Here is a 24,186-nt window from a genome sequence, read left to right as displayed (position 1 = left end):
AACTCCCCATGTAAATACTATGCGCAATATCTCATGGCGTACATTTTCACGATGTGCTCGAAAATTGCCTTGTGCTTAGGCTTCGCAAAGATGATCGCCAGCTTCGTTGTCTCGCTCTGGATAGCCGCCTTTGTGTTTCCAGCTCTCTCCATACGCTTAATCTTGTTCTGCTGCAACCGGCTCAGATTGGTGTGAGCCGTAACCTCCAGTTCCCCGTACAGTTTCGACCAGAGTTCCCGGTACTCGATCCCGCTCTTGATGGAGATCTCCCGGACCCGCGCATTGATCTCTGCTTTCCAGTCAGCAATCGGCTCCGTGAAAATTTCTTTCATATTTTGAACTGTGGTTTCAACCTTGTCAATCTTATCTGCCTGCCGCTTCTGCTCAATTTGCTGCTGTGCAACTGACTGGAAAATCTTATTGAACATTTGAAGTTCCGGTGATAGCTGAGACATGTCGATAGCTTTCTGTTTCACTCTTTCCTCAACTGTTGTGAAATACTCCCGTGCCTGTTCTGCTTTCTCACCATTGCCCTTGACTGACAGCTTCTTTGCGAAGTGTGCGGTAAGTCGGTAATCTTTAACCACGTTACCCTCGACATCAATGTCGAACCCCCACCAATCCTCATTTTCTGTCGCAAATCCGTTATCTGTGATATTTGCTTTTGCCCATCTTGAAAACTGTCCCTGAGCAAGTCCTAAAAAGTCATACAGTTTTCTTGCGGTAGTCATGCCCTCGCTGTCGATATCCAGTGCAATTTCAATTGGTGTCCTCATGTCAATGTAATTCGTCATTTTATTCATGCTCATTCCCCCCTGCTGACTGTTTATCAAGCTGATTCACTATTTCGCTTGAATCGTACACATAATCACTAAGTGCGCTAATCAATGCGTTCATTCTTTTCTGATTGTAAGCAAAGAGCATTGCGTCGCTTCTTGTTTCGACGGGGCTGTCGTTGATGTAATCACTCAGCATACTTATCAAGGTATTGGCTACGTCCAGTTTTATGCTCACATCATATAAATCGTATTCTTTATCCACTTTCTTTCGTTCCTTTCAAAATTATTTGATTTTCCCGAAAGGAATTGATATAATAGATTTACCAAATTCCTTCGGGATTTCGGCTGGATAAGAGTTGCAAACGTTGGTAGCGGGGCAACTCTTATTTGTTTCTTACTTTGACGTAATCACGATAATCTGTTCTTCCATTAAGATATTTTTTTGTATCTTCTGCATTTCTGTCAATATAGATAGATAATTCCAAAAGATAGTTTTCAAATTCATTACAAACATCACTTTCAAACTCTCGCGAATTATCTTCTGCTTGATCAACCGCTCTGACTTTTACTTTGTTATCGTCTGTGTAACTTACTTCAACCCTTAATCCACCCATTTCAAAAGGTGCAAGGTTGTCTTCTGCGATTTCAATTTCGTTAGAAAAATGCTCTAAAATCGCAACCTTTAAAAAGTAATCCTTATTGTCCTGTAAAAGTTCTTCTAGTGCAACATTAGCAAGCTCGTTCTGACTCCTTTCTGTAATTTTTGCGAGCACACCTAAATCCCTTTCCACATTCTCGTCAATACGAAAAGATTTTTGTACTTGTCTTTTTGCTCTTACAAACATATCTTTCTCCTTTCTATGCAATTATTTTTGATTGCAATTAAATATTATTGCGTTTGCAAGAAAAAGTCAAGCACTTTTTTTGAAAAAAGGGCGGATTTCTCCGCCCTACTGTTTATCATGCTGTTAAGTATGCATTTAGCAAAAATGTTTCCATTAGCCGCTCTCCAGAACTTTCCTCATTTGAAATGCTTAAAGGGGTCATAATCGACCCCTTTTATCTTACAGTTTCGTTGCTAGCGCAGAAACTTTCGCCTTAAGCATAGACCGTTCTTTCGGCGTCATGTCTGCCAGAAGATCCGTTATGTCAGTAGATATTTCCCGAAAATATCCTTCCAGGTCTCTCATTTTAGCTTCTTTATCCTGCGCGGTGTTGCCGCGATGAAGGTCTCTGCTTTCAGTATAAGCACGTCTCGCCCGATCATAGTTGCTTTCCATCATCATCTGGTTTGGTTCCGTGTAATACATTCTGCCGTCTTTTCGGTCATAATCCCTGTACTGTTCCATATCATGATACATTTCCGGAGTCATATGCCAATAAGGTGGCTCATCATAGCCACGGCGGTATGTTCCGCGTCCTTTCGGAGCAAATCTTCCATCCGCATAGCGGTAATGGTCATAGTACCGGCGGCCACCATCTCCATATCTCTCAAACATTTCCATGATTTCTTCCGGGTCCAAATCATCCATAGCTTTCGTGAGTGTTCGATAATACATCGCCTCGGCCAGATCCTTTAATATATCTGTTACCTGTCCCATCTCTGCGGTATCAACATTTTCAATCCCGTTATCAAACTGCTTCTCAGCACATTCTGTCAACCCCTAATTTCAAAAAAATCAAAATATATTTTAAATGGTATCTTTACTTTGGTTTCGAGCTGATTCCATAAGTTTAATCAGCAAATCCATCGGCATAGTAGTTTCTTGAAGGTCTACAAGCTGTTTTTCTCGTTCTTCATTGAGCTGACATAATTTTGAAACCACCTCAATAACAGTCGGAATGGAAAAACTTCCCTCCATTAATAACTTAATTGAAGCATTAAACACGCAATCATCTTGATACTGTTTTACATATTTTTGATCGGATTTTATTAAATCAAATATAATGTTATGTTCCATCTTCCGCCTCCGTTTGTTTTTCTGGTTTTTGAATATTTGAATGCACCATTCTGATTCCGTCCATGACAACCTCGTATTGAGTTTGAGCCAGCTGCTGGCAACATTCTTTGAGCAATTCTTTATCCTGTTGGGTGGCTCTGACTATTATATATTCTTTCTTCGGATTGCTAGTCGGCCTGCCACGCTTTGCACTCACTTTTCTACCACCTCCCAATATTAATATGCTTGTGTACGTATATATTATAAATTATGTATATACATAATTCAAGATATCTGAACTATTTTTGTATATACACAATTCAAAGGCATCAACACACCTGACAAAAGTTGGAAATGGATATCGGATTGTACACGAAAAAGTACAATATTTCTACTTGCGTGGAACAAATTGACACATTATACATATTCCAACAATGAAAGGAGGAGTGCGATGAGGATCGAACAGGACACCAACCAAAAGAAAGTTCCGCAGCCTTGGAAAAAATGGATCCTTCTATTAGCAATTATTCAGATCCTGACAGTGAGCCAGATGTGGCAGATGAACCAGAAGATTTGGAAGGCTTTGGTTCACCAGAGCCAAGATGTGATTCAGCTTGGGGATCGTTTGAGCGATCATCTGAGGAATGAGAATCGTCACATTGAAGCAATGAATCAGCTACTAGAGGAATGTAATCAGAGGCTGGAGGGGTATTTGAATCAGATTTCCAACTGATAGTCAATAGCATCTAAAAGTTCAAGCTAACATACACATTTTAATAAGGAGGATTTTTTTATGCAAACAGTACAGCTTTTTAAATCAGCGGATTTTGGGGAAATCAGAACACTTGTTTTGAACTCTGAACCCATGTTTTGTTTGGCAGATGTGTGTAAAGCATTAGATATTTCACACGTTACAGATGTAAAGAAACGTTTAAAAGAAGATGGGGTCGCTACTGCCGAGGTCATCGATAGCATAGGCAGAAAACAGTGTGCCACATTTATCAATGAACCAAATCTGTACAAGACAATCTTTCAAAGCAGAAAACCTTCTGCCGAACGATTTACCGACTGGGTTACATCAGAAGTTCTTCCGTCCATCAGAAAGAATGGTATCTATGCAACCGAGAACATCATCAATCAGATTCTGGAAAATCCAGACTTGGGAATTGAAATGTTTACAAAGCTGAAAGAGGAACGTGCTGCCAGAGCTAAAGCCGAACAGGAAGTAACGATTCTCCAGAATGAAAATGATTTGCTGACTCAGGAAGCATTAGAATGGGCGGATCGTCCGCTGATTAACGCACTGGTTCGTGCTTACGGTTATGGAATCGATGATTTTTCGCAGGGATGGCGGGACTTTAAGAAAGAGTTGCTGTATCGATATGGAATCAACATTAATGCTAGAATTACAAATCATCTGAATAATTCCAATAGTAAGCAGAAGCCTAAAACGTTAGATATGCTGGATGATTCTGAATTGCAGAATGCTGTCACTACTGCTGTTGCTCTCTGCCGGAACGAATGCATTGATATCAGTGGGATTATCGAACAGAAGTTGAACAGAAAGGAGGAGATCGCATGAGAACACTAATCTATCATGCATCCACAGGTGGATTTTGGATTATGACCACATTGTGGGCATTGTGGCTTATTGGATATCCGATTTATCGAAAACTACGTCACAGGAAAATTCATGGGAGTGGTTCCTTATATGCTGAGGGCCTGTTGCTTTTGTGTGTCCTTATGAACCTTTGCAACCTCATCATACATTACACAAAATAATGCATTTCATGTGGTGGTGGAATAGGTAGACACGCGGGGAGGGGTTCCGTAGTAGCGCTAAAGGCGTGAATCTGGTATGGGAAAGTAAGTAGTGTGAGCGGAACTATGTATGGTGCAAATCCATACCCACATAAGAAATAAAATAAGAAAGGCAGATCAAATATGGCAAGTGCTTATACAGAACTTATCAAAAATGGAACAATTACATCTGGTGCGGGATTCCTAAAGGTTTGCTGCCGTGAATTTGGAGTTTGTGCCAATATGAAAGACGCTTCTCTCACATCCCCTATTCCAAAACATTTTGAAGCTGATGAGTTCTATAAAAAAGAATATGACAAGGCTGCCAGAGAATGGGCTAAATGGCAGAGAATTTCTCTCGATGAAGCAAGAAAGATCATGGTACTACAGCATGAAAAGGATTTAGAGTCAAAAAAGAAAAGTCTTATAGATTGGCAATTAGAAAATCAAAAATTCCAGAAAATTTTGCACGAAGTTGAATTCTGGATCGCTCCTACTCCGCAGCATGAAAATTTGAAAAAGTTTGCTTTAAGTCAGTTAAATTATACTATGCATTCTCAAAAATCTATTGATAATTTACAGGCTAGTATTGATGCAGTACTTGATACCGGAGATGAAGCGGTAAAAGCATATATAGACAAACAAAAACAATGGGTCGAAATAAAAGTGGAACGAATTTATAAGCAATGGGGCGAAGCCATGAAAAATGCTGCGGACAAGAATATTTGGATGGAACAGTTTTTGGAAAGTCTGGCACTCATGGAAGCCAGAAGGAAAAAGAAGACCATCTTTTTAATCATCGGTCGCAGCGCTATCGGAAAAAGTAGCCTTGCCAGAGAAGCGTGTAAACGCCTGGGGCTGAAAATGGTAAAATCATATACTACCAGACCGATGCGCCCCAATGAAGATTCAGAAACATCGGATCATATTTTCATTACACCAGAAGAAGTTGAACAGTTTCGTCAAGATATCGTGGCGTATACTCGCATTAACGGCTATGAGTATTTTGTAACATCTGATATTTTAAGTCAATCTGATGTATATGTAATTGACCCAAATGGAATTGACAGTTTGATTCGCAATGTCGGAGAATCATATAGATTTGTCCAGATTTATATATCTACTCCATATAAAATCGCCTTAAAACGCGCGATAAAACGTGGCGACAAGAACTTTGAAGAACGCAGAATAAGCGAAAATTCGCAGTTTGAACAATATGAGAAAAACGAGCCTTGGGACTACATTATTGGAAATACTGGAGACTTTGAAAGTACTGTGGAGCTGCTTGTGGATATTATGAACAATAAATGGAAGGAGAAAAATATTGAATAACTTACGGGTAGTTGAATATAGAAGTATAAGAGTTTTAACAACTCGGCAGCTTGCAGAGGCTTATGAAACAGATAGTAGAATCGTTTCTAATAACTTCAATAGAAACAAAGATAGATATGTTGAAGGGAAGCATTTTATTTGCTTAACAGGAGTGGACAAAAAGAACTTTTTGAACCGTCACCAAATTGATGACGGTTTGAAAAACGCTCAAACAATCTATCTTTGGACAGAAAAAGGGGCATTCCTTCATGCAAAATCCTTAAATACAGATAAAGCGTGGGAAGTCTATGATCGTCTGGTGGACAGTTATTTCCAGAAGAAAAACATTGATGGGACGCCGGTTACATATCGGGATGCTATTGCTCAACTCCTTGAAAGTCTTGACCGCGAAGAAGAACTGAAACGTCAGCTAGATGTTGGCAAAGACTGGTATTCCATCAAGCGCGTAGCGGCATTAAATGGTGTAAACTGGAAAACCTTCAAATGGAGGAAACTAAAAGCTGCCGGAGAACGACTTGGATATGAAGTCAAAAAGGTATTTGATGCCAATTATGGTGAAGTCAATACTTATCATAAAAACGTATGGGCGGCAGTATATCCAGATTATGAATTGTAAAAAAATGGAAACAGTTACACGAAAGGAACAAATGAACAATGAATACTATCAAAATTAAATATCTGAGTGATGATATTGAGAAACTGAACAAAATTTCTGTAGGCGATTGGATCGACCTCAGATGCGCCAAAGAAACTATTCTTAAAGCCGGAGAATTTGCCCTGATTCCTCTGGGCGTGGCAATGCAGCTTCCAAAAGGATATGAGGCTCTGGTGGTTCCACGTAGTAGTACATTTAAACATTTTGGCATTATCCAGACTAACAGCATGGGCGTTATTGATGAATCATATCGTGGAGATAACGATCAATGGCATTTCCCAGCATACGCGATGCGAGACACGGTAATTCATGTCAATGACCGCATTTGTCAGTTCAGAATTGTAAAGCATCAACCGGAAATTGAATTTCAGAAAGTAGAAGCTTTAGGCAACCTCGACAGGGGCGGAATTGGTTCGACAGGGAAAAATTAAATTATTCTAATTTTTTTTATACATCTATTAATGCCGTCCGTGGTGTGGTACAATTTTTATAAGAGAACGGTTATGCTATGGTTTGAGTTGCCTTTTCTTTAACCGTAATATGGCGTCTTAGACTGTTCTAAGGCGCCGTTTTTAACTGTTCTAAATCAAAAAGGAGGATTTATTATGGCATACATTAAAAAGAAAAGTGAATCTGCCTACCTGATAACTGTCAGCTGTGGGCGTAATTCAGTCGGTAAGAAAATAACCAGATCTGTGACATTCACGCCTGAATTGTTGACGAAAACAGGCAAGCAAAAAGCCAGAACTGTCATAGAACGAGAAGTCAATGCATTTGCAGCCGACTTTGAACGCAAGATATTAACGGGGCAGTACACAGACGGGCAAACTATGACATTTGAGAAGTACGCCGCCAAGTATCTGGCAGAATACGCCGAAGAGAACCAGGCACCGCGGACGCTACAATCTACTCAATCAGCTATCAATGAATTTATAAGCGCGTTCGGATATATGACGCTGGAAAACCTCACGCCGCTCTATTTGCAGGAATATGTAAATGCTCTGCTGAAGCGTAAAAAGTCGGACGGCTCCGGGGAAACGCTCTCATGTGGTACGGTCAAGCGTAAAGCCGCAGTTCTGTCTGCTATGCTCTCGCAGGCTGTCCGCTGGAATCTTCTAACCGCGAACCCGATGGAGCGCGTACAGATAAAAGCACCGGACACGCCGGAAGATGAGAAGATCGTGTTCTTCTCGCAACCCGAAGCTGAACACTTTCTTGAAGCTCTGGATAATCCAGCCTATTACACTGCATCCGGAAGGCTGGCACACCCGCTCAACACCACGGCGCAGCGCCTCGATGATCTCAGGGCAAACCGACGCAGCATGACACAATATAAGTTTTTCTTTTACCTGGCAATTTTTACCGGATGCAGGCGAGGAGAACTCATCGCCCTCACATGGGATGATCTGAACTTCGAAAAGGCAACTGTCAGCATAATGAAAAGCGTTTGCCGCGTAAAGAAAAAACTCATCGTGAAGAGCACTAAGACGAAAAAGTCCGCCCGCCTTATCTCGCTTCCGGCGATCGTTCTCTCACTGGCGCGGGAATGGAAGAAAGAACAGGCATATTACAGGCTTTCGATTGGCTCCCAATGGAAAGACGGCGGTTATATCTTTACCCGCTGGAATGGGGAAATGATGGGACTTGAAACGCCTTACCAGATTTTACACCGCGTTATCAACAATTACAACGCCGCCCAGACAGATGAAAGCGCCAGACTACCGCTTATTCCTCTCCACGGGCTCAGGCATACCGCCGCCACCCTGCTGATCGGTTCAAATGTTGATATTCGCACGGTTTCAAGCCGATTAGGACATGCCGACGTAACTACAACACTAAATATTTACAGCCATGCTCTAAAAGAACTCGACCGAAAAGCTGCTGATACTCTGGAAAATGTTCTAACGAACAAAGCCTAACTTTTCTGGATGGTCGATAAGTGGTCGATAAGATTACAAAAATCCGCTCTTTGCGGACAGAATTTTTTATATCCGAGCATAAGAAAAACCCTTGATTTACAAGGGTTTCCACTCATCAGCTCCCTGCCGGACTTGAACCGGCGACCTACGCATTACGAATGCGTCGCTCTACCAACTGAGCCAAGGAAGCATTTTAATTTGAAAAATACTCTGGAAAACCCAAAGCAACTTTCGATGACCTGTCCGGGAATCGAACCCGGGTTTACGCCGTGAGAGGGCGTCGTCTTGACCGCTTGACCAACAGGCCGTATGTTTTATAATAGAATCGAGGCGACGTGATTCGAACACGCGACCTCTGCGTCCCGAACGCAGCGCTCTACCAAACTGAGCCACGCCTCGATTACATGACGTAGTATAATATAAATCCAGGAGAATGTCAACACTTTTTTTGAAGAATTTTTAAAAATATTTATTATGTTTAATATTTCGCTATAGTTGCTTGTGTTTGCTCAATTCAATAAATTTATATTTACTTCATCAGCTTCTGAATCGTCTTGCACAGCTCCTCAACCGCTTCTTCCCCATTTCCCGCCTCTATATCATCGACCACACAGGTTTTGATATGGTTGGACAGCAGGACTTTGGAAAAACTGTTCAGCGCCGCCTGAACCGCTGATACCTGGTTTAATATATCGACGCAGTATCGCTCGTCTTCCACCATCGCCTTCACACCGCGCACCTGTCCCTCGATCCGGTTTAAACGTTTCAGCAGATCTTTTTCTTCGGTCAGGTTTCTGTGTTTGTGGCGTTCCGTCTCTCCTCCCTGACAGACCTGCGCTTGTGATTCACATTTACAACAGCCCATGCTTTTCTCCTATCTTTTATCAAAATGCTGCGAAATGGCATATTAATTCCACCATTTCGCAGCTTTTTTCATCCTACTGAATCGAGTCCACCTTATAATCCTGTGCCTCAACCGCCTCTTTCAACGTATCGTCCGCCACATCCGCACTCATGTTTACGACCGCGGTTCCTTTCTCATGGCTGACCTCTGCGCTCTCCACGCCTGCCAGTGCCTCCAACGCCTTCTTTACGCGTGCCTCACAGTGTCCACACATCATTCCTTCGATATTCATTGTCTTTGTCATCGTTATTTCCTCCATATTTATATTATTTTTTTGATTCTCACTTTTTTGCATTTCTTTTGAAACAGTCTCATTTCCATTTGCTGTTTGTCCAATTGACCGGGTGTCTTCTGCCCCCATCCTAACTGCACCTGCGTTTTCTGCCTTTTCTCCACCTTTACTAGCAGCCTTCTCAGCCCTCTTCCGCATCGGATGATCCTTCGATGCATCGTGCATCTTAAACAGATTTAGCCGCAGCGCGTTCGTCACTACGCAGAAGCTGGATAAGCTCATCGCTGCAGCGCCGAACATCGGATTTAATTTCCATCCAAAGATAGGATACCACAAACCAGCTGCAAGTGGAATACCCACAACATTGTAAAAGAATGCCCAGAACAGGTTTTCGTGAATATTTCGAAGCGTCGCACGGCTTAGACGGATTGCCGCCGGAACATCACTCAAACGGCTCTTCATCAGCACCACATCCGCGGCATCAATCGCGATATCTGTACCGGCTCCGATCGCGATACCTATATCGGCACGCGTGAGCGCCGGGGCATCATTGATACCATCACCGACCATTGCCACCTTGCCCTGTTCTTTCAGGCTGCGGATGACACTCTCTTTCCCATCCGGAAGTACTCCGGCAATGACTTCATCCACACCAGCCTGTGCCCCAATCGCACGGGCGGTCCGCTCATTATCTCCGGTCAGCATGACCACACGGATTCCCATGTTCTGCAGTTCCTTGACCGCCTGCGGGCTGTCTTCCTTGATGACATCTGCCACGGCAATCATACCAGCCAGACGACCATTTTTCATAAAGCACAGCGGTGTCTTGCCTTCCGATGCCAGGCGCTCAAAGGATGCCTGTTCCTGTGCGGACACCGTCGTATGTCCGCTGATATAGGAAAAGCTTCCGCCTGCCAATGAAGCGCCGTTTAACGTACCGGAAAGTCCATTACCCGGCAGCGCCTGGAAATCAGCCGCCTCCGGCGCATCCACCTGCTGTTCTTTTGCATAGAGAAGAACAGCTTTCGCCAATGGGTGCTCACTCTTCTTTTCCAGGGAAAGCGCCAGGCTTACCAGCTCCTTCTCAGTCACACCTCCGGACGGGATGACGTCGGTCACACGCGGCTCGCCGCTGGTGATCGTACCCGTCTTATCAAGCGCTACAATGTCCATTTTTCCGGTTTCTTCCAGCGAAACAGCTGTCTTGAACAAGATTCCATTTTTCGCGCCCATGCCGTTGCCGACCATAATCGCAACCGGCGTAGCCAGTCCCAGTGCACACGGGCAGCTGATAACCAATACGGAAATACCTCGCGCCAGTGCGAATCCAAACGTCTGTCCTGCCAGCAGCCAGATAATCGTTGTCACCACTGCGATCGTGATAACCGCCGGGACAAACACGCCGGAAACCCGGTCTGCAATCTTGGCGATCGGCGCTTTCGTCGCCGCCGCGTCGCTGACCATGCGGATAATCTGCGACAGGGAGGTATCTTCACCGACTCTGGTCGCCTCACAGCGCAGATAACCAGACTGGTTGACCGTTGCCGCCGAAACCGGGTCACCCTGTGCCTTATCCACCGGAATACTCTCGCCGGTCAGTGCTGCCTCGTTGACCGCGCTTGCTCCTTCCAGGACCACGCCGTCCACCGGGATATTTTCACCTGGGCGTACAACAAATACATCACCTTTCTTTACCTCTTCAATCGGAACCTTTTTTTCCACTCCATCCCGGATGATAACAGCTGTCTTCGGTGCCAGTTTCATCAGTCCCTTTAAGGCATCCGTCGTTTTTCCCTTGGAACGCGCCTCCAGCATTTTTCCGACTGTGATCAGCGCCAGAATCATTGCCGCCGACTCAAAGTAAAATTCATGCATGTAGGACATGACTGCCGTGTCATTGCCCTTTAACTGTGCGTCCGTCATCGCAAACAACGCATATGTGCTGTAAATAAACGACGCGCCAGAACCAAGTGCTACCAACGTGTCCATGTTCGGGGCGCGGTGTAAAAGTCCCTTGAAACCACTGATAAAGAATTTCTGGTTAATCACCATGATAATTCCGGCTAAAAGGAGCTGTAAAAGTCCCATCGCCACATGGTTGCCATCCATAAAGTGCGGCAGCGGCCAGCCCCACATCATATGTCCCATCGACATATACATAAGGACTGCTAAGAATCCCAGCGATGCGATCAGACGGTGTTTTAAAACCGGCGTCTCCCGATCTTTTAAGGCGTCCTCTGCCTCCGACGCGCTCTGCGCCTGCGCTGCAGTGCCCTGTCCTTTCAGGGATGCGCCATATCCGGCATCTTCCACCGCATGAATCACGGTCTCCGGGGGCACATCGCCCTCGACGCCCATCGAATTTGTCAGCAGGCTGACCGAGCATGCCGTGACACCCGGCACTTTCGATACTGCCTTTTCAACCCGGCTGCTGCATGCCGCGCAGCTCATGCCGGTTACTGTATATTGCTTCATGGTCTCCTCCTATCTCTTAACTGTCCTTATAATATACCCCCACAGGGTATATGTCAACCCCAATTTCATTTATAATCTGTAACGGTTCAGTACCTTCACAGTCACGCGCAAAAAGACCCTGTCCGGAGAATTTCCCCGTACAGAGTCTTTTATACATTCGCATCCATGCCGCCCTTTGGCGGGCATAGACATTATTCCATTTTTATCTGTGCATCATCCAAACAGCACGCCCAGCACGCCGTAGGACAGAATCGACATAATCACCGTCGCCAGCGCGATACCGACTAAAATCGCGCCAAATGCCTTGCCAAATTTCATGTGGAGCAGGGATGCCACCAGCGCGCCTGTCCATGCGCCGGTTCCCGGAAGCGGGATGCCGACAAAGAGCATCAGCCCCCAGAACTCATATTTCTCGATCTGCCCTTTTTTGCTCATCGCTTTGCGTTCCAGCCAGAGCGCAATACCACGGAAACACGGAACCTTCTTCATCCACTCCAGCACATGGCGGATTAGAAGCAGGATAAACGGGATCGGCAGGATATTTCCCACGATACAGATCGGGATCGCCCGCAGGATCGGCACGTTTAAGAGTGCCGGTGACGCAGCCAGAAGCCCGCCTCGAAGTTCCAGAATCGGAATCATCGAGATAATGAAGATAATTGCCTCCTTCGATATGACTCCGGATAAATTAGCTGTAAACCATTGTACCAGTGAATCCATAAATTATGCCTGCTCCCCGCTGTTATTTTCATTCTGTGCCGCAGTATCGGTGGTGTTCTCCGAAACAGAGTCCGAAGCATCCGCGGAATCCGCGTCTGGACCAGCCGCGCTTTCTGTTTCTGCGTTGTCAACCGCCTTATCTGCTGCAGCTTCATCCTTCTCTTCAAAGATAGCCTCCTGCATCTCCTCCGGTTCTTCCGGCTCATGCACATCTGCAGATGTCGTCGAATCCATCGGCGCACCGCACCGGCTGCAGAATGCCGCATTTTTCTCCACCTTTGCGCCGCACTCCGCGCAGACTCTTGTGCCCTCTAACTCGGCAATCTCATCCTCCAGGGACGCAATCTTCACAAGCCCAGCCTGGATAGTATGGAACTCATCTGCGAATTTCCCTTCCAGCTCGCCCTCATGTCTGTCATAGTATGCTTTTCCCAGTGTGATATATGCCTTATTAATCTTATCTTTCTCGGCGGACAACTTCGATTTCAGCTGTAATACGCCTGTAATGTCCTTTACCCGGTTCGCAGCTTCCTTGCTCTTATCGCTGATCACCTTTCCAAGCTCATCGAAAAATGCCATATTTCTTCCTCCTCTGCGGGATATGTACGCCTCAAATTTTGTTCTGCCTGATGTGACGGCGCATCGCTGTTCTAAATCTAAAGGCAGGTTCATGCAAAACCAAAGCGTCTGTTATTTTCTCATAACGATTCAGCCGGTTTTTGCATCAAATACATAAACCGGCTGAACCGCTACGTTTCCCTTTATTTTAGCCCCTACGGGGGAGAAAGTCAATCTTTTGCATCCCTGAATCAACTCCAGGCAGCTTTTTTAATACGCAAACACCCGGTTCAGCCGCATCAATTCCGGTGTCAGGCCGAAGGTCGATTTCACAAACTCCGGAACCTTGCCATAGCGGAACGAGCGCTGGTAGATGCCATACTGACCCGATTCATCCATTTCATAGTCCGCCGCATATTCCCCATCATACAGGACATTCTGACCGGCATCCACCGTATATGTCTGACCTATCTCATTTTCCTCCATTGAATTTACCGAATCCCTCAAATCATCCTCTGAAACTGCCCCTGTGTCCTCTGTACCGGACACATATACTGCAATATTGATCCCCTGATATGCCTCCGCCATTTGATTGATCTGCACCATATCATCCGAAGCGGAGTTTGCAAGAATTTCTGCAATCTGTTCCGGATCTGTAATCGTTACCTCGCGTCTGCTGTTATTCTGAAGATACTCCCGCTGGCATTTTCCAAGCTCTGTATCTGCCGGTGCCAGCTGATCCTCTGGAATCTTGCCGCCCTGATACTGAAGCACGATTTTTTCTGTATTTTCCGGCGTCACCTTGCTGCCGACCTCGGTACCACACTGTTTCAGAATCGCGATCGTCTCCTGGAAGGACGGATAAATCGGGTAATAATCAAACTGGTTAAATGTGTCATAATAGCCGCCATTTTTACGAATCACATCAATCATCGCCTGCATCTCATTTGTCTTAAACTGAATCTCCGCGATCGGCATCTCCTCCCGGCGCATATCCGGCGTCAGAGCCATCAGCTCTTTCTGGTATGCAGCAAGAAGTGCCGCCTTCGTCTGCTCATCCGGAAGCTTCACATGGCTGCAGTCCTCTTCCTCTTTGTAATTGACGCCTGCGGCATCGTCTGCCTGTAGGGACAGCACCGGGTACATTCCCAGTTTATAGCTCTGATTTTCATAAATGGAATCTAGCTGTTCCCGCAGCTCCGATACATTGATCGTGCGGTAATTACGGTAAACGGTTTTTCCATTGTTCAGATGCCAGGACAGCACGATCGAATCATAGCGTGAATCCAGATCCGTCTCACTCATCCAATCCTGTCCGCCGTTCAAATGCTTCCGCTGTCTGGAAGCTGTCTCGATGCCCTGCGCGCCAATTTCCCGCAGGACACGGATTCCATCCTCATCCGAGATCTGCATTTTATCTGCCACATCTCCCTGGGACGCCCATTCCATTCCAGCACTGTAGCCATCCCTATACATTCTCGGAGTCACATGGTAAGCCCCTACCGCATTGTTGTCCAGTGCATCACAGTAAATACCCGCGTATGCAACCTTGTCATCATCCGGCAGATAGCTGTCATATCCTGCCACATCCAGGCGGAACCCTAAGAAAATGGCTGCCACTGCCACCGCACTGATGACAAGCTGTCTCTTATGCGCAAACAAGCTCTTAAAATCGAAATGATAGATAATTTCGATCAGGCAGCTGGTGATGAGCAGTCCGCAGATCAAGCCAAACACGGTCCAGATATCATCATTCAGGATTGACCGGAAAATCATTCCGGAAAACAGCGTGATCGGCACAACCAGAAGGAAACGGATCACCGGCTCACTTACCTTAAATGCCATCGCTCTTCCCGCCGCCTCAGACGGGCGTTTCCGGTACAGGAACATTCCCAGGCCAAAGAGCAGGGCTGCCACTGCCAATGCAATGACTGCCATCCGGGTAGGATGATCCGAACCAGTTGCCGTGCCGTACCAGAAAACCGGTGAGGTCCGCTCGCACCAGCGCAGCAGGAAATTGCCATTGTCATAAAACGTCATGAAGTATTCGGAAAAATACGTCGATACCACTGCAGCCACACCCGGTCCCCAGCTAAAAAGCACGCCGGTTCCCAGTAAACCCACGATCAGATTGCCTGTCAGAATCACTGCCAGCACAACCGTCATGTACACCAGTGTAAAAAAGCACATATGCTGTACATACCCAATCAACAGGGTTCCCCATGAAAATGGTGCGCCCTTTACCTGCAGCATCACTCCTGCCGCCAGCAGAAATACCAGATACGGGACTGCCAGATACAGGATACCGTCCAGGCAGGTCACAGTATAAAGCATTTCACGGCTGATCGGAAGGCTGTGAAAAAAATCCGTTTTCTTTTTCGAATGGAGATACGAAAAACCGGACGCTGCCAGCACCACTGCCGCCACAATCAGGATAAATACCAGCATTGCATTCTGGATCGAATACATATTCAGCATCTCATTGGTCAGCTTTAATTTTGCTTCTGCTAACGCCGCTTCGACGCTCAGATCTTTAGACAAGTTATCCGGACGCAGCATTATGCTGGTTTCCAGCGCTGTCAGGACCGGAAACAGAAAAAAGCACAAAAGTGCGGTAAGCGCCACGCTCCAGAGACGCTGCTTCGTATTTTCTCTCATATATTTAAAAAACAAGCCTTTTGATGTCATAACCAGCCACCTCCGTTTCACTGATAAAGATCTCTTCCAGGGAAAGCGGTATCATTTCAAAAAACACCGGATGATACGCCTGTAAAATTGTCTGAATTTCTTCCCGTTTTCCGCGCACGGTAAGCGTCAGGAGACTTCCCCTCTGTTCCGTCTTTATAATATCGATTCCCTGCAAATCGCTGCTCCCCACTCCCGCCGGAAGCACACACTGAATCTTGTGAATATTTAACTTCATATCGTCCAGATCCTTTGAGAGAAGCATTCCTCCCTTGTGAAGCAGACCTACATGGTCGCAGATATCTTCCAGCTCCCGCAGATTATGGGAGGCGATAACCGGCGTGAGGTTCCGCTCCTCGATATCATTGGCAAAAAGACTCTTGACCGTCTGCCGCATGACCGGATCCAGCCCGTCAAACGTCTCGTCGCAGAACAGATAATCGGTTCCCGCGCAAATGCCCAGCAGCACAGCGAGCTGTTTTTTCATACCCTTCGAAAAGGTCTGCACCTTCCGCCGGCTTTCCAGTTCAAAATTCTTTAGCAGTTTATCAAACCGGGCTGCATCAAACTTCGGATAAATTCCCTGATAAAACACCTTCATATCTTCCGCCGTTCCATTGCTTAAGAAATACGGCTCATCCGGGATATAAAAGCACCGTGCCTTTACCTTTGTATTCTCAAATACCGTCTCATCATCAACCGTAACGCTTCCTTCGTCCGGCTTTAAAATACCGGCTGCCATCCGCAAAAAAGTACTTTTTCCGGCGCCGTTGGTTCCAATCAGACCAAAGACACTTCCATTGTGAATCTCCGCATGGATATGATCGACTGCCACTGTATCATAAAAACGCTTCGTCAGATTCTCAGCCTTTATCATTCCTGTTTCCTCCTTCCTCACTTCCATAGCTCTGGATGACCTGCTCCTGGAACTCCAGCATCGTGATGCCGGTTCCTTTTGCATCCCGGATCAGAAGTTCCAGCTGATCCCAGATCTCCTGCCGCTTCCTCTCCCGGATCTGCCGGTTATCCGCCACAAAACTGCCCCTGCCCTTAACCGAATAAATATATCCCTGGCGTTCCAGCTCTGCGTACGCCCGCTGGATCGTATTCGGATTCATCGACAGCTCCGTTGCCAGACTCCGCACGGATGGAAGCTGACTGTCCTGCTCCAAAATCCCCCGGACCATCAGATCCGACAGCTTCTCAACAATCTGCTCATAGAGAGGTCGTCGATCTTTATAATCAATCAGAATCATGCTCACATTCTCCTTTCCTCCATTCTGCCCTGTATCAAAAATAATAAGTGTATTAGTTCATTTAATACAGTTATAGTATACAAAAAGAGCAGTCGATTGTCAACCGACTGCCCTCTTACGATTTTCTTAACAACCTTTTTGGTTATATCCGAATAGAAACAAACTTCTGCAATCAAAGATTGATTACTGAGCCTGTGTCTCCTCAGCTGCCTCAGTCTCTTCTGTTTCAGCCTCAGTCTCCTCAACTGCCTCAGTCTCTTCCTCAGATGCCTCTTCGGTCTCTTCCTCGGAAACTTCCTCAGTCTCTTCTGTTTCAGCCTCAGTCTCCTCAACTGCTTCAGTCTCTTCTGCTGCTACAGTCTCCTCTGCTGCTGCAGTTGTCTCCTCTGCTTTGCTGCCGCAAGCGGTCAGAGCAGATGCTGCTACCATTGCACTCATAACTAAGATTGCTGCTGTTTTTGTAAGATTCTTTCTCATAATTATTCTCTCCTCTTTAAAACATACGATTTATGTTTTCTTGTACCTCATCGGTACATGACTTATAATAAAAACAAATTATGTCCAAAATATGAACAGATAATTAACATTCACTAAATAAATCCCATATTTCTTACAAAAATCGAAAGCTTTCGTAAGAAAAATCCTTGTTTCTGTTGGTTTTACATTATTTTTCCAAGTCTTTAAATCTTAATATATATGCGGCAGTTTTCTCGTTTCAATGCTGCTTTTTCCCGGTTTCCAGCTTATTTTTATTCTTTTTTTGTTTCTTTATGAACAATTTTCTCGATTTTGTGTTTATGATTTGTTCACAATTTAGCCAAATTTGAACGGCTGGAACCGGACTGAAATTCCGTCATATATTTCCGGTAGCGAAGCGGCAGGCGCGTTCGCTGGCAGGCTGGATTTTCCCGCTCCTTAATTCCTATCTGATGAAAAAATGCACTCCAGAGCGCCGCATATTCGCTCTGATCGGTTTTCCCGGAAAGCGCCTGCAGGGGTTCTGTCTCAGCCCCGCGCATCATATACCACCGCCCCTTTCCTGTCCAGACTCCCGCTTCCTGATGATTTTTATCATAGATAATAAATGGTTCCGATGGCAGGCGATCCGTAAAATACGGCATCAGCAATGCCGTCACCCGGTTTTTCGGACCAATCTCAGAAAACAGTACCTGATCGGAATATTCCGCAAACCGCATAAATTCTATCTGCAAATGCGCTTCATTGGCAACCGCGCGGTTGATCTGAAAGACTGTCTGCACCGCCGGTATCTGTAAATTGTCCGTGATACGTCTCCCTGCTGCCCCTGCGCCAAATCCACAGACCAGAAACCGGTAGACCGCCTCTGCCCGATCATCCCGTTCACTCAGTGCCGTGCGGTAAATCCAGCTGTACGCCAGTTCTGACAGGGATCTGCGCACCGAGCGCACGACTTTCTGCGCCTTGAGCTGATCCACCGCCACCTCCCGGTACTCCGAAAACAGGCTGTAATTATATTCGCCCTGTACTTCCAGCCGCACGTTCTCATGCCCCAAGCGGCTGCTCCAGGCATCATATACTCCTGTGAATATGCCTTCCGGACTGTCTTCACATACAAATACAACCATTTTTCTCTCCTCCGTTCGTTTCATACCTGCGCCATATGAAAATCATCAAACAACGACATCTGGCGGTACAGCCCGCTCTGTGACAGCTGCCACTGCTTCCGCTTTTCTTCACTGACTAGCTGTGCCGCGATCGCATCCTCATGGATCTGCACCGGATACATCATCCGCCCTGAACAGGTAATGAAGTATACCGCCCGCTTCAACACAACTCCCATCTTTTTCAAATCTTCAAACCGAAGCGCCGTCTGCTTTCTCGCAGCGACAATCCGCATCGCAGACTTTACCCCGATGCCCGGAACCCGCAGAAGCGTCTCATACGGTGCCCGGTTTACCTCCACCGGGAACTCTCCCAGGTTCTGCAGCGCCCAGTCGCACTTCGGATCCAGAAACACATTAAAATTAGGGTGTTTTTCACTCAGAAGTTCCGACGCCCGGAAGCCATAGTAGCGCATCAGCCAGTCCGCCTGGTACAGACGGTGTTCTCGCAGAAGCGGCGGTCCGTCCGGAAGATCCGGAAGCAGGCTGTCCTCATTCACCTTGATAAACGCCGAATAAAAGACCCTCTTTAATCCAAAATTCCGATACAGCGCTTCCGCGACTGCAACCATCTGATAATCACTCTCCGGAGTCGCCCCGACAATGAGCTGCGTGCTCTGACCGCCGGGGACGAAATAATTCTTGCTGTTTGAGATATTTCCCAGTCCGAAACTGCCATAGATCGAGCGTCCCGGGATGACACGGGGGATCTCCGGTGTATGTGTCCTTCCAACCCTTTCATCCGTTCCCCCCGGCTCTTTCGACCTCATAAATCCTTTTATCTTGTCTCCATTCCGCCCCCAATCCATCTTTGTCTCTGTCTGATTCAGACTCAGAATTCCCTTGTCAGCCTGCAGACATTCCTTTTCCCCTTTTCCTATCGCTTTACCACCAATTCCATATCTCCCGTCTCCCGGAATCTGAATTTCTCCGCGCTCTTTCTGCGGAAGCCAGGCCCCTCTGCTCTCCAGACGCCCTTCCTGCTCCAGCTGTCTCGCGATCCCAGTCTGGATCTGGCGCATCGGGCGCAGTATCTTGTCCCGCGTCTTTCCCGGTGCCAGGCGCGCCAGACCATCAGCCGTCGGAAGCTCCAGATTCACACTCATCCGGTCCGCCAGAAAGCCCACTCTCTCAATCAGCTCCGGATCTGCCCCCGGAATTGCTTTCACATGGATGTAACCGTTAAATCGATGGACGCGCCGAAGGCGGTACAAGGTCTGATACAGCAGTTCCATCGTGTGATCCGGTGTCTCCAGCACACCGGAACTTAAAAACAATCCTTCTATATAGTTGCGCCGGTAAAATTCCATCGTCAGACGGCAGACCTCCTCCGGCGTAAAGGAGGTACGGACCGTGTCATTGCTCCGACGGTTGACACAGTAATGACAGTCATAGATGCACTGGTTCGTAAATAAAATTTTCAGCAGGGAGATACAGCGCCCATCCGAGGCAAAACTGTGGCAGATGCCGTCCACCCGGCTGTTTCCAAGAAAGCCTTCCTTTCCCTTTCTACCCACGCCGCTGGATGTGCAGGCGGCGTCATACTTCGCCGCATCCGATAAAATTCTTAACTTTTCTTCGATTGAAAGATTTTCCTGTATCAGCATGAGGTTCTGCCTCCTCCCGTCCTACCGAACATTAGTTCTGGATTTATCATACCATACTCCCTTTTTAAATGCAAGCTTTTTCGAACATACATTCTGTCATTATTCCCATATGTGTTACTGTTCACGCATGCCCAGTAACGGGATTTTGCCGATGCTTTGCATTCCAAATCAGCAAAATCTGCAGCCAGAACTGTATCCGAACCTTGCCAATCTCCGCCTTTAAATTTTCTCTTAAAATATAATTTCGATAACACATGACAATATTTCTGATTGTTTTCCTCGCAAGCCGCGTTTATAATAAAGAAAGATTGAAGGTATAGAATAAATTATTCTTATAGGTAGGATGAAGGAGGAGTTTACAATGGCTATTTTAGTTACTGGAGGCGCCGGTTACATCGGCAGTCATACCTGCATCGAACTTTTAAACGCCGGATATGAGGTCGTTGTCATGGACAACCTTTACAATGCCAGTGAGGAAGCGCTACGCCGCGTGGAGAAAATCACCGGCAAGCATGTAACCTTTTACAAAGCAGATATGCTGGATCGCGAGGCAGTCAATGAGATTTTTGAAAAAGAATCCATCGATTCGGTCATTCATTTTGCAGGCTTAAAGGCAGTCGGGGAATCCGTTGCGAAGCCACTGGAATATTACCACAACAATATCACCGGAACCCTGATTCTCTGCGACGTAATGCGCAATCATGGCGTCAAGAAAATCATTTTCAGCTCCTCCGCTACCGTATACGGAGATCCGGCATTCGTCCCGATCACCGAAGAATGCCCGAAAGGCAAAATCACAAACCCTTACGGCCAGACAAAGGGAATGCTTGAACAGATTTTAACTGACCTGCACGTGGCAGATCCGGAATGGAATGTTGTTCTGCTCCGCTACTTCAACCCAATCGGTGCACACAAGAGCGGTCTGATCGGCGAGGATCCGAAGGGAATCCCGAACAACCTGGTTCCTTATATCGCACAGGTTGCTGTCGGCAAGCTGAAATGTCTCGGTGTCTTCGGCAATGATTACCCGACTCCAGACGGAACCGGTGTGCGCGATTACATCCACGTAGTTGACCTTGCGGTCGGTCATGTAAAAGCACTCCAGAAATTTAACGATAAGCCAGACGTATATATCTACAACCTCGGCACCGGCAAAGGCTACAGCGTACTCGATGTTGTCAAGGCTTACGAAAAAGCCTGCGGCAAAACAATTCCTTATAAAATCAAGCCACGCCGCGCCGGCGATATCGCAACCTGCTACTCCGATGCTACCAAAGCGAAAAATGAACTCGGCTGGGAAGCTCAGTACGGCATTGAGGAGATGTGCGCTGACTCCTGGAAATGGCAGTCGATGAACCCGAACGGATATCGGGACTCTGAGGGCTAAAAGAAAATAAAGAATGTGCTTCTTTGTGTAATAGGGAATTCCAGGAAATTTCCTATTACATGACAAAAGCGGCTGACAGATGTCCATCCTAACATCTGCCAGCCGCTTTTTCTGTTCTTTATTTGTGTTCCGCAAATCCCCGCCGCATTTTTTCCAGCGCCCGCTTCTCGATCCGGCTCACATAAGAACGCGAAATCCCAAGTCTGGCGGCAATCTCCCGCTGCGTCTGTTCCTTTCCGCCAAACAGCCCGTACCGGCTGCGTAAGACGATTTTCTCTGTTTCTTTTAAACACGCCTCATAGGCGCGGTAAAGCTGTTCAATTTCCTGCTTTAAAATAATGGTTTCCAGAACTTCTTTTCCTTCTGCCTCCAGCACATCCATCCGGCTGACGGTTTCTCCGTCTTTATCTACCCCGATCGGGTCATATAACGAGATATCCTTTGCATATTTTTTACCAGCACGGAAGGTCATCAGAATCTCATTCTCGATACATTTCGCCGCATATGTCGCCAACCGCGATCCCCGCTCCGGATGAAACGTATTGACCGCTTTAATGAGCCCGATGGTGCCAATCGACAGGAGATCTTCCATTTCATAATCTGTACCCTGATATTTTCTGGTCACATGCGCCACCAGCCGTAAATTTCGCTCTATCAGAGTATTGCGTGCCTCATGGTCTCCCTCTTTCATGCGTTCCAGACAGGACCGTTCCTCTCCAGGTGTCAAAGGCTTTGGAAATGTATGCAAAGAAAAAGCCACCCTGAAGCTTACTTACTGATAGTTTATGCTTCGGCGGCTTTTCCAGTGCACCACTTGCTTTTCCGATTTTAGAAAGGAAGCTAAAAATCATACCATCCAGCCGGTTATTAATCCGTTGCGTCTAAAAATATTGATACCTCTTTCTCTTTGCCACCAAAAAGATAACTGACACCGTCACGGACATACACTCCGCCACGATAATTGCGCCCCAGATTCCGTTCAGGCCCAGGAGCAGCGGCAGAATGATAACCGATGCACTTTCAAACACAAGAGTACGCAAAAAAGCTATCAGCGCCGAGGTCAGTCCATCTCCCAGCGCCGTAAAAAAGGCGGAACTGAAAATGGAAAAACCGCAGAATAAGAACGAAACCGCATAAATGGAATACGCATGTACCGTCATGTCCAGAAGCCCGGCATCATATCCTACGAAAATAGCTGCCAACGGTGCCGCCATCACCTCGGACAGCAGCAGCATGCTCAGAGACGCCGCCGCGATCAGAACCACACTGCGCTTTAGCAGGTTATTTAGCTCCTTTTTATTTCCTGCGCCGTAGTGATAGCTGATAACCGGAGCTACGCCGGTCGCATAACCGATGAAAATCGCAAGGAAAATAAAGTCCACATACATGATGGTTCCGTAAGCTGCGACTCCGTTTTCTCCCGCGTAGCGCATCAGCTGCGCGTTATACAGCATGCCGACAATGGACATAGAAATACTGCTCATCAATTCCGATACACCGTTGATGCAGGCACGTCTGAGCGCTCCTCCATCCCACTTTGGTCTGCGAAGGCGCAGGCTGCTGCTGTTCTTCCGCAGGAAATAAACCAGCGGTATCGTTCCGCCTATGATCTGTCCCATCGCAGTCGCCATCGCCGCTCCGGCAATTCCCCAATGGAACACTCCCATGAACAGAACATCTCCCGTCATATTGAGCACACCCGAAATGATCGTTACAATCAGCCCCAGCTTCGGCTTCTCCGCCGTCACGGAAAGGCTGCCAAACGCATACTGCAGCATTAAAAACGGAAGCGCCACCAGAATGATCCGTCCATACCGGATGCAGTCCGCCAGCATCTCTCCCTTCGCGCCAAGAAAGGCAGCGATCTGCGGTAAAAACAGAATACTGATAACCGCAATTACCAGACCAGAAACAACGGTCGCAGCGATCAGAAGGAAAAAAATCTCCTGCGCCTTCTCACGCCTGCCCTCGCCCATAATCCGGGCGAGCAGGGCACTTCCACCCGTGCCGAACATAAATCCCATGGCACCTACGACCATCAGAAACGGCATAATGAAATTGACCGCCGCAAACGGCGTTTTTCCTACAAAATTCGATACAAAATATCCATCTACCACTCCGTAAATGGAGGTAAAAATCATCATTAAAATAGATGGAATTGTAAACCGGATCAATCTCCCAAAACCGAAATGATCCGATAACTGAATCCTCTGTTCCATAACATTCTCCTGTCAAATTTTTAAGTAATTCTGCCATTATATCACGATTCGCATCTTCGATGCTTACCGCTGCTGACG

General features: G+C 46.5%; 25 protein-coding genes and 3 tRNA genes. 7 read left to right on the top strand and 21 right to left on the bottom strand.

What is annotated here, in order from left to right; all coding sequences use genetic code 11:
• Positions 1-17: 17 nt before the first annotated feature.
• The 6 genes from DW931_RS07150 to DW931_RS07125 all read right to left on the bottom strand — a co-directional run bounded on the left by DW931_RS07150 (position 18) and on the right by DW931_RS07125 (position 2,936).
• Positions 18-803, bottom strand: a complete 786-nt coding sequence (locus DW931_RS07150) for an antA/AntB antirepressor family protein (RefSeq protein ID WP_118482068.1) — start codon at positions 801-803, stop codon at positions 18-20.
• Positions 796-1,041 (bottom strand): hypothetical protein, encoded by a 246-nt coding sequence (locus tag DW931_RS07145; RefSeq protein WP_118482067.1) that lies wholly within the window; start codon positions 1,039-1,041, stop codon positions 796-798. The genes DW931_RS07150 and DW931_RS07145 overlap by 8 nt, the downstream gene beginning before the upstream one ends.
• A gap of 121 nt (positions 1,042-1,162) precedes the next feature.
• Entirely contained in the window at positions 1,163-1,624 is a 462-nt protein-coding gene (locus DW931_RS07140) for a hypothetical protein (RefSeq protein ID WP_118482066.1), read from the bottom strand.
• Between the two features lie 219 nt (positions 1,625-1,843).
• Positions 1,844-2,380, bottom strand: a complete 537-nt coding sequence (locus DW931_RS07135; RefSeq protein ID WP_207664444.1) for a hypothetical protein — start codon at positions 2,378-2,380, stop codon at positions 1,844-1,846.
• Between the two features lie 90 nt (positions 2,381-2,470).
• Positions 2,471-2,740 carry a hypothetical protein gene (locus DW931_RS07130; protein ID WP_118482064.1) on the bottom strand — a complete coding sequence of 90 codons (270 nt, stop codon included), beginning with the start codon at positions 2,738-2,740 and terminating at the stop codon, positions 2,471-2,473.
• Positions 2,730-2,936, bottom strand: a complete 207-nt coding sequence (locus DW931_RS07125) for a hypothetical protein (protein ID WP_118482063.1) — start codon at positions 2,934-2,936, stop codon at positions 2,730-2,732. Before DW931_RS07125 ends, DW931_RS07130 begins: the two co-directional genes overlap by 11 nt.
• A gap of 234 nt (positions 2,937-3,170) precedes the next feature.
• Between DW931_RS07125 and DW931_RS07120 the strand changes: the two genes are divergently transcribed.
• The 6 genes from DW931_RS07120 to DW931_RS07090 all read left to right on the top strand — a co-directional run bounded on the left by DW931_RS07120 (position 3,171) and on the right by DW931_RS07090 (position 8,425).
• The gene (locus DW931_RS07120; RefSeq protein WP_118482062.1) at positions 3,171-3,452 is read left to right on the top strand and encodes a hypothetical protein; all 282 of its coding nucleotides are present in this window, start codon (positions 3,171-3,173) and stop codon (positions 3,450-3,452) included.
• 60 nt (positions 3,453-3,512) lie between these two features.
• Entirely contained in the window at positions 3,513-4,301 is a 789-nt protein-coding gene (locus DW931_RS07115; RefSeq protein ID WP_118482061.1) for a BRO family protein, read from the top strand.
• Between the two features lie 362 nt (positions 4,302-4,663).
• Complete coding sequence (locus DW931_RS07105) at positions 4,664-5,851, top strand: hypothetical protein (protein ID WP_118482059.1); 1,188 nt, start codon at positions 4,664-4,666, stop codon at positions 5,849-5,851.
• Positions 5,844-6,467 (top strand): ORF6N domain-containing protein, encoded by a 624-nt coding sequence (locus DW931_RS07100; RefSeq protein WP_182429138.1) that lies wholly within the window; start codon positions 5,844-5,846, stop codon positions 6,465-6,467. Before DW931_RS07105 ends, DW931_RS07100 begins: the two co-directional genes overlap by 8 nt.
• A gap of 38 nt (positions 6,468-6,505) precedes the next feature.
• Positions 6,506-6,937, top strand: coding sequence for a dUTP diphosphatase (locus tag DW931_RS07095; protein ID WP_118482057.1), 432 nt, complete (start codon positions 6,506-6,508; stop codon positions 6,935-6,937).
• 174 nt (positions 6,938-7,111) lie between these two features.
• The gene (locus DW931_RS07090; RefSeq protein WP_118482056.1) at positions 7,112-8,425 is read left to right on the top strand and encodes a site-specific integrase; all 1,314 of its coding nucleotides are present in this window, start codon (positions 7,112-7,114) and stop codon (positions 8,423-8,425) included.
• A gap of 117 nt (positions 8,426-8,542) precedes the next feature.
• Here DW931_RS07090 and DW931_RS07085 read toward each other — a convergent pair.
• From DW931_RS07085 to DW931_RS07025, 13 genes are all read right to left on the bottom strand, one after another.
• Positions 8,543-8,615, bottom strand: a tRNA-Thr gene (locus tag DW931_RS07085).
• 45 nt (positions 8,616-8,660) lie between these two features.
• Positions 8,661-8,732, bottom strand: a tRNA-Glu gene (locus DW931_RS07080).
• A gap of 18 nt (positions 8,733-8,750) precedes the next feature.
• A tRNA-Pro gene (locus DW931_RS07075) sits at positions 8,751-8,824 on the bottom strand.
• Positions 8,825-8,954: 130 nt separating this feature from the next.
• On the bottom strand, positions 8,955-9,290 hold the full coding sequence (locus tag DW931_RS07070) for a metal-sensing transcriptional repressor (RefSeq protein ID WP_022358560.1): 336 nt from the start codon (positions 9,288-9,290) through the stop codon (positions 8,955-8,957).
• A 73-nt stretch (positions 9,291-9,363) separates the two neighbouring features.
• Positions 9,364-12,036: a heavy metal translocating P-type ATPase gene (locus DW931_RS07065; RefSeq protein WP_118626936.1), complete on the bottom strand. Its 2,673-nt coding sequence runs from the start codon at positions 12,034-12,036 to the stop codon at positions 9,364-9,366.
• A gap of 213 nt (positions 12,037-12,249) precedes the next feature.
• Positions 12,250-12,756 (bottom strand): small multi-drug export protein, encoded by a 507-nt coding sequence (locus tag DW931_RS07060; protein WP_022358562.1) that lies wholly within the window; start codon positions 12,754-12,756, stop codon positions 12,250-12,252.
• 3 nt (positions 12,757-12,759) lie between these two features.
• A complete protein-coding gene (locus tag DW931_RS07055) occupies positions 12,760-13,335 on the bottom strand; it encodes a zinc ribbon domain-containing protein (protein WP_118482053.1) in 576 nt (191 codons plus the stop codon).
• Positions 13,336-13,584: 249 nt separating this feature from the next.
• The gene (locus DW931_RS07050) at positions 13,585-15,972 is read right to left on the bottom strand and encodes a DUF6449 domain-containing protein (RefSeq protein WP_207664442.1); all 2,388 of its coding nucleotides are present in this window, start codon (positions 15,970-15,972) and stop codon (positions 13,585-13,587) included.
• A 4-nt stretch (positions 15,973-15,976) separates the two neighbouring features.
• Positions 15,977-16,876 carry an ABC transporter ATP-binding protein gene (locus DW931_RS07045; RefSeq protein WP_022358565.1) on the bottom strand — a complete coding sequence of 300 codons (900 nt, stop codon included), beginning with the start codon at positions 16,874-16,876 and terminating at the stop codon, positions 15,977-15,979.
• The gene (locus DW931_RS07040; protein WP_107000076.1) at positions 16,863-17,255 is read right to left on the bottom strand and encodes a GntR family transcriptional regulator; all 393 of its coding nucleotides are present in this window, start codon (positions 17,253-17,255) and stop codon (positions 16,863-16,865) included. The genes DW931_RS07045 and DW931_RS07040 overlap by 14 nt, the downstream gene beginning before the upstream one ends.
• Positions 17,256-17,438: 183 nt before the next feature.
• Positions 17,439-17,732, bottom strand: a complete 294-nt coding sequence (locus tag DW931_RS07035; RefSeq protein WP_118482051.1) for a hypothetical protein — start codon at positions 17,730-17,732, stop codon at positions 17,439-17,441.
• A gap of 329 nt (positions 17,733-18,061) precedes the next feature.
• A complete protein-coding gene (locus DW931_RS07030; RefSeq protein WP_118626935.1) occupies positions 18,062-18,859 on the bottom strand; it encodes a TIGR03915 family putative DNA repair protein in 798 nt (265 codons plus the stop codon).
• Between the two features lie 20 nt (positions 18,860-18,879).
• Positions 18,880-20,502: a putative DNA modification/repair radical SAM protein gene (locus tag DW931_RS07025; protein ID WP_118482050.1), complete on the bottom strand. Its 1,623-nt coding sequence runs from the start codon at positions 20,500-20,502 to the stop codon at positions 18,880-18,882.
• A 361-nt stretch (positions 20,503-20,863) separates the two neighbouring features.
• Here DW931_RS07025 and galE point away from each other — a divergent pair, with 361 nt between their 5' ends.
• On the top strand, positions 20,864-21,889 hold the full coding sequence (gene galE / locus DW931_RS07015; protein ID WP_118482048.1) for a UDP-glucose 4-epimerase GalE: 1,026 nt from the start codon (positions 20,864-20,866) through the stop codon (positions 21,887-21,889).
• A gap of 118 nt (positions 21,890-22,007) precedes the next feature.
• Here galE and sigK read toward each other — a convergent pair whose 3' ends face one another.
• Complete coding sequence (sigK, locus tag DW931_RS07010) at positions 22,008-22,637, bottom strand: RNA polymerase sporulation sigma factor SigK (protein ID WP_022358454.1); 630 nt, start codon at positions 22,635-22,637, stop codon at positions 22,008-22,010.
• 133 nt (positions 22,638-22,770) lie between these two features.
• Complete coding sequence (locus tag DW931_RS07005; protein ID WP_118482047.1) at positions 22,771-24,108, bottom strand: MATE family efflux transporter; 1,338 nt, start codon at positions 24,106-24,108, stop codon at positions 22,771-22,773.
• Positions 24,109-24,186: the final 78 nt, after the last annotated feature.

Origin of the sequence: Clostridium sp. AM43-3BH, from assembly GCF_003479985.1 — a bacterium.
Lineage (GTDB): Bacteria > Bacillota > Clostridia > Lachnospirales > Lachnospiraceae > Otoolea > Otoolea fessa.
The sequence above is the reverse complement of the archived record's forward strand: the minus strand, read 5'-3'. Positions and strand labels throughout refer to the sequence as shown.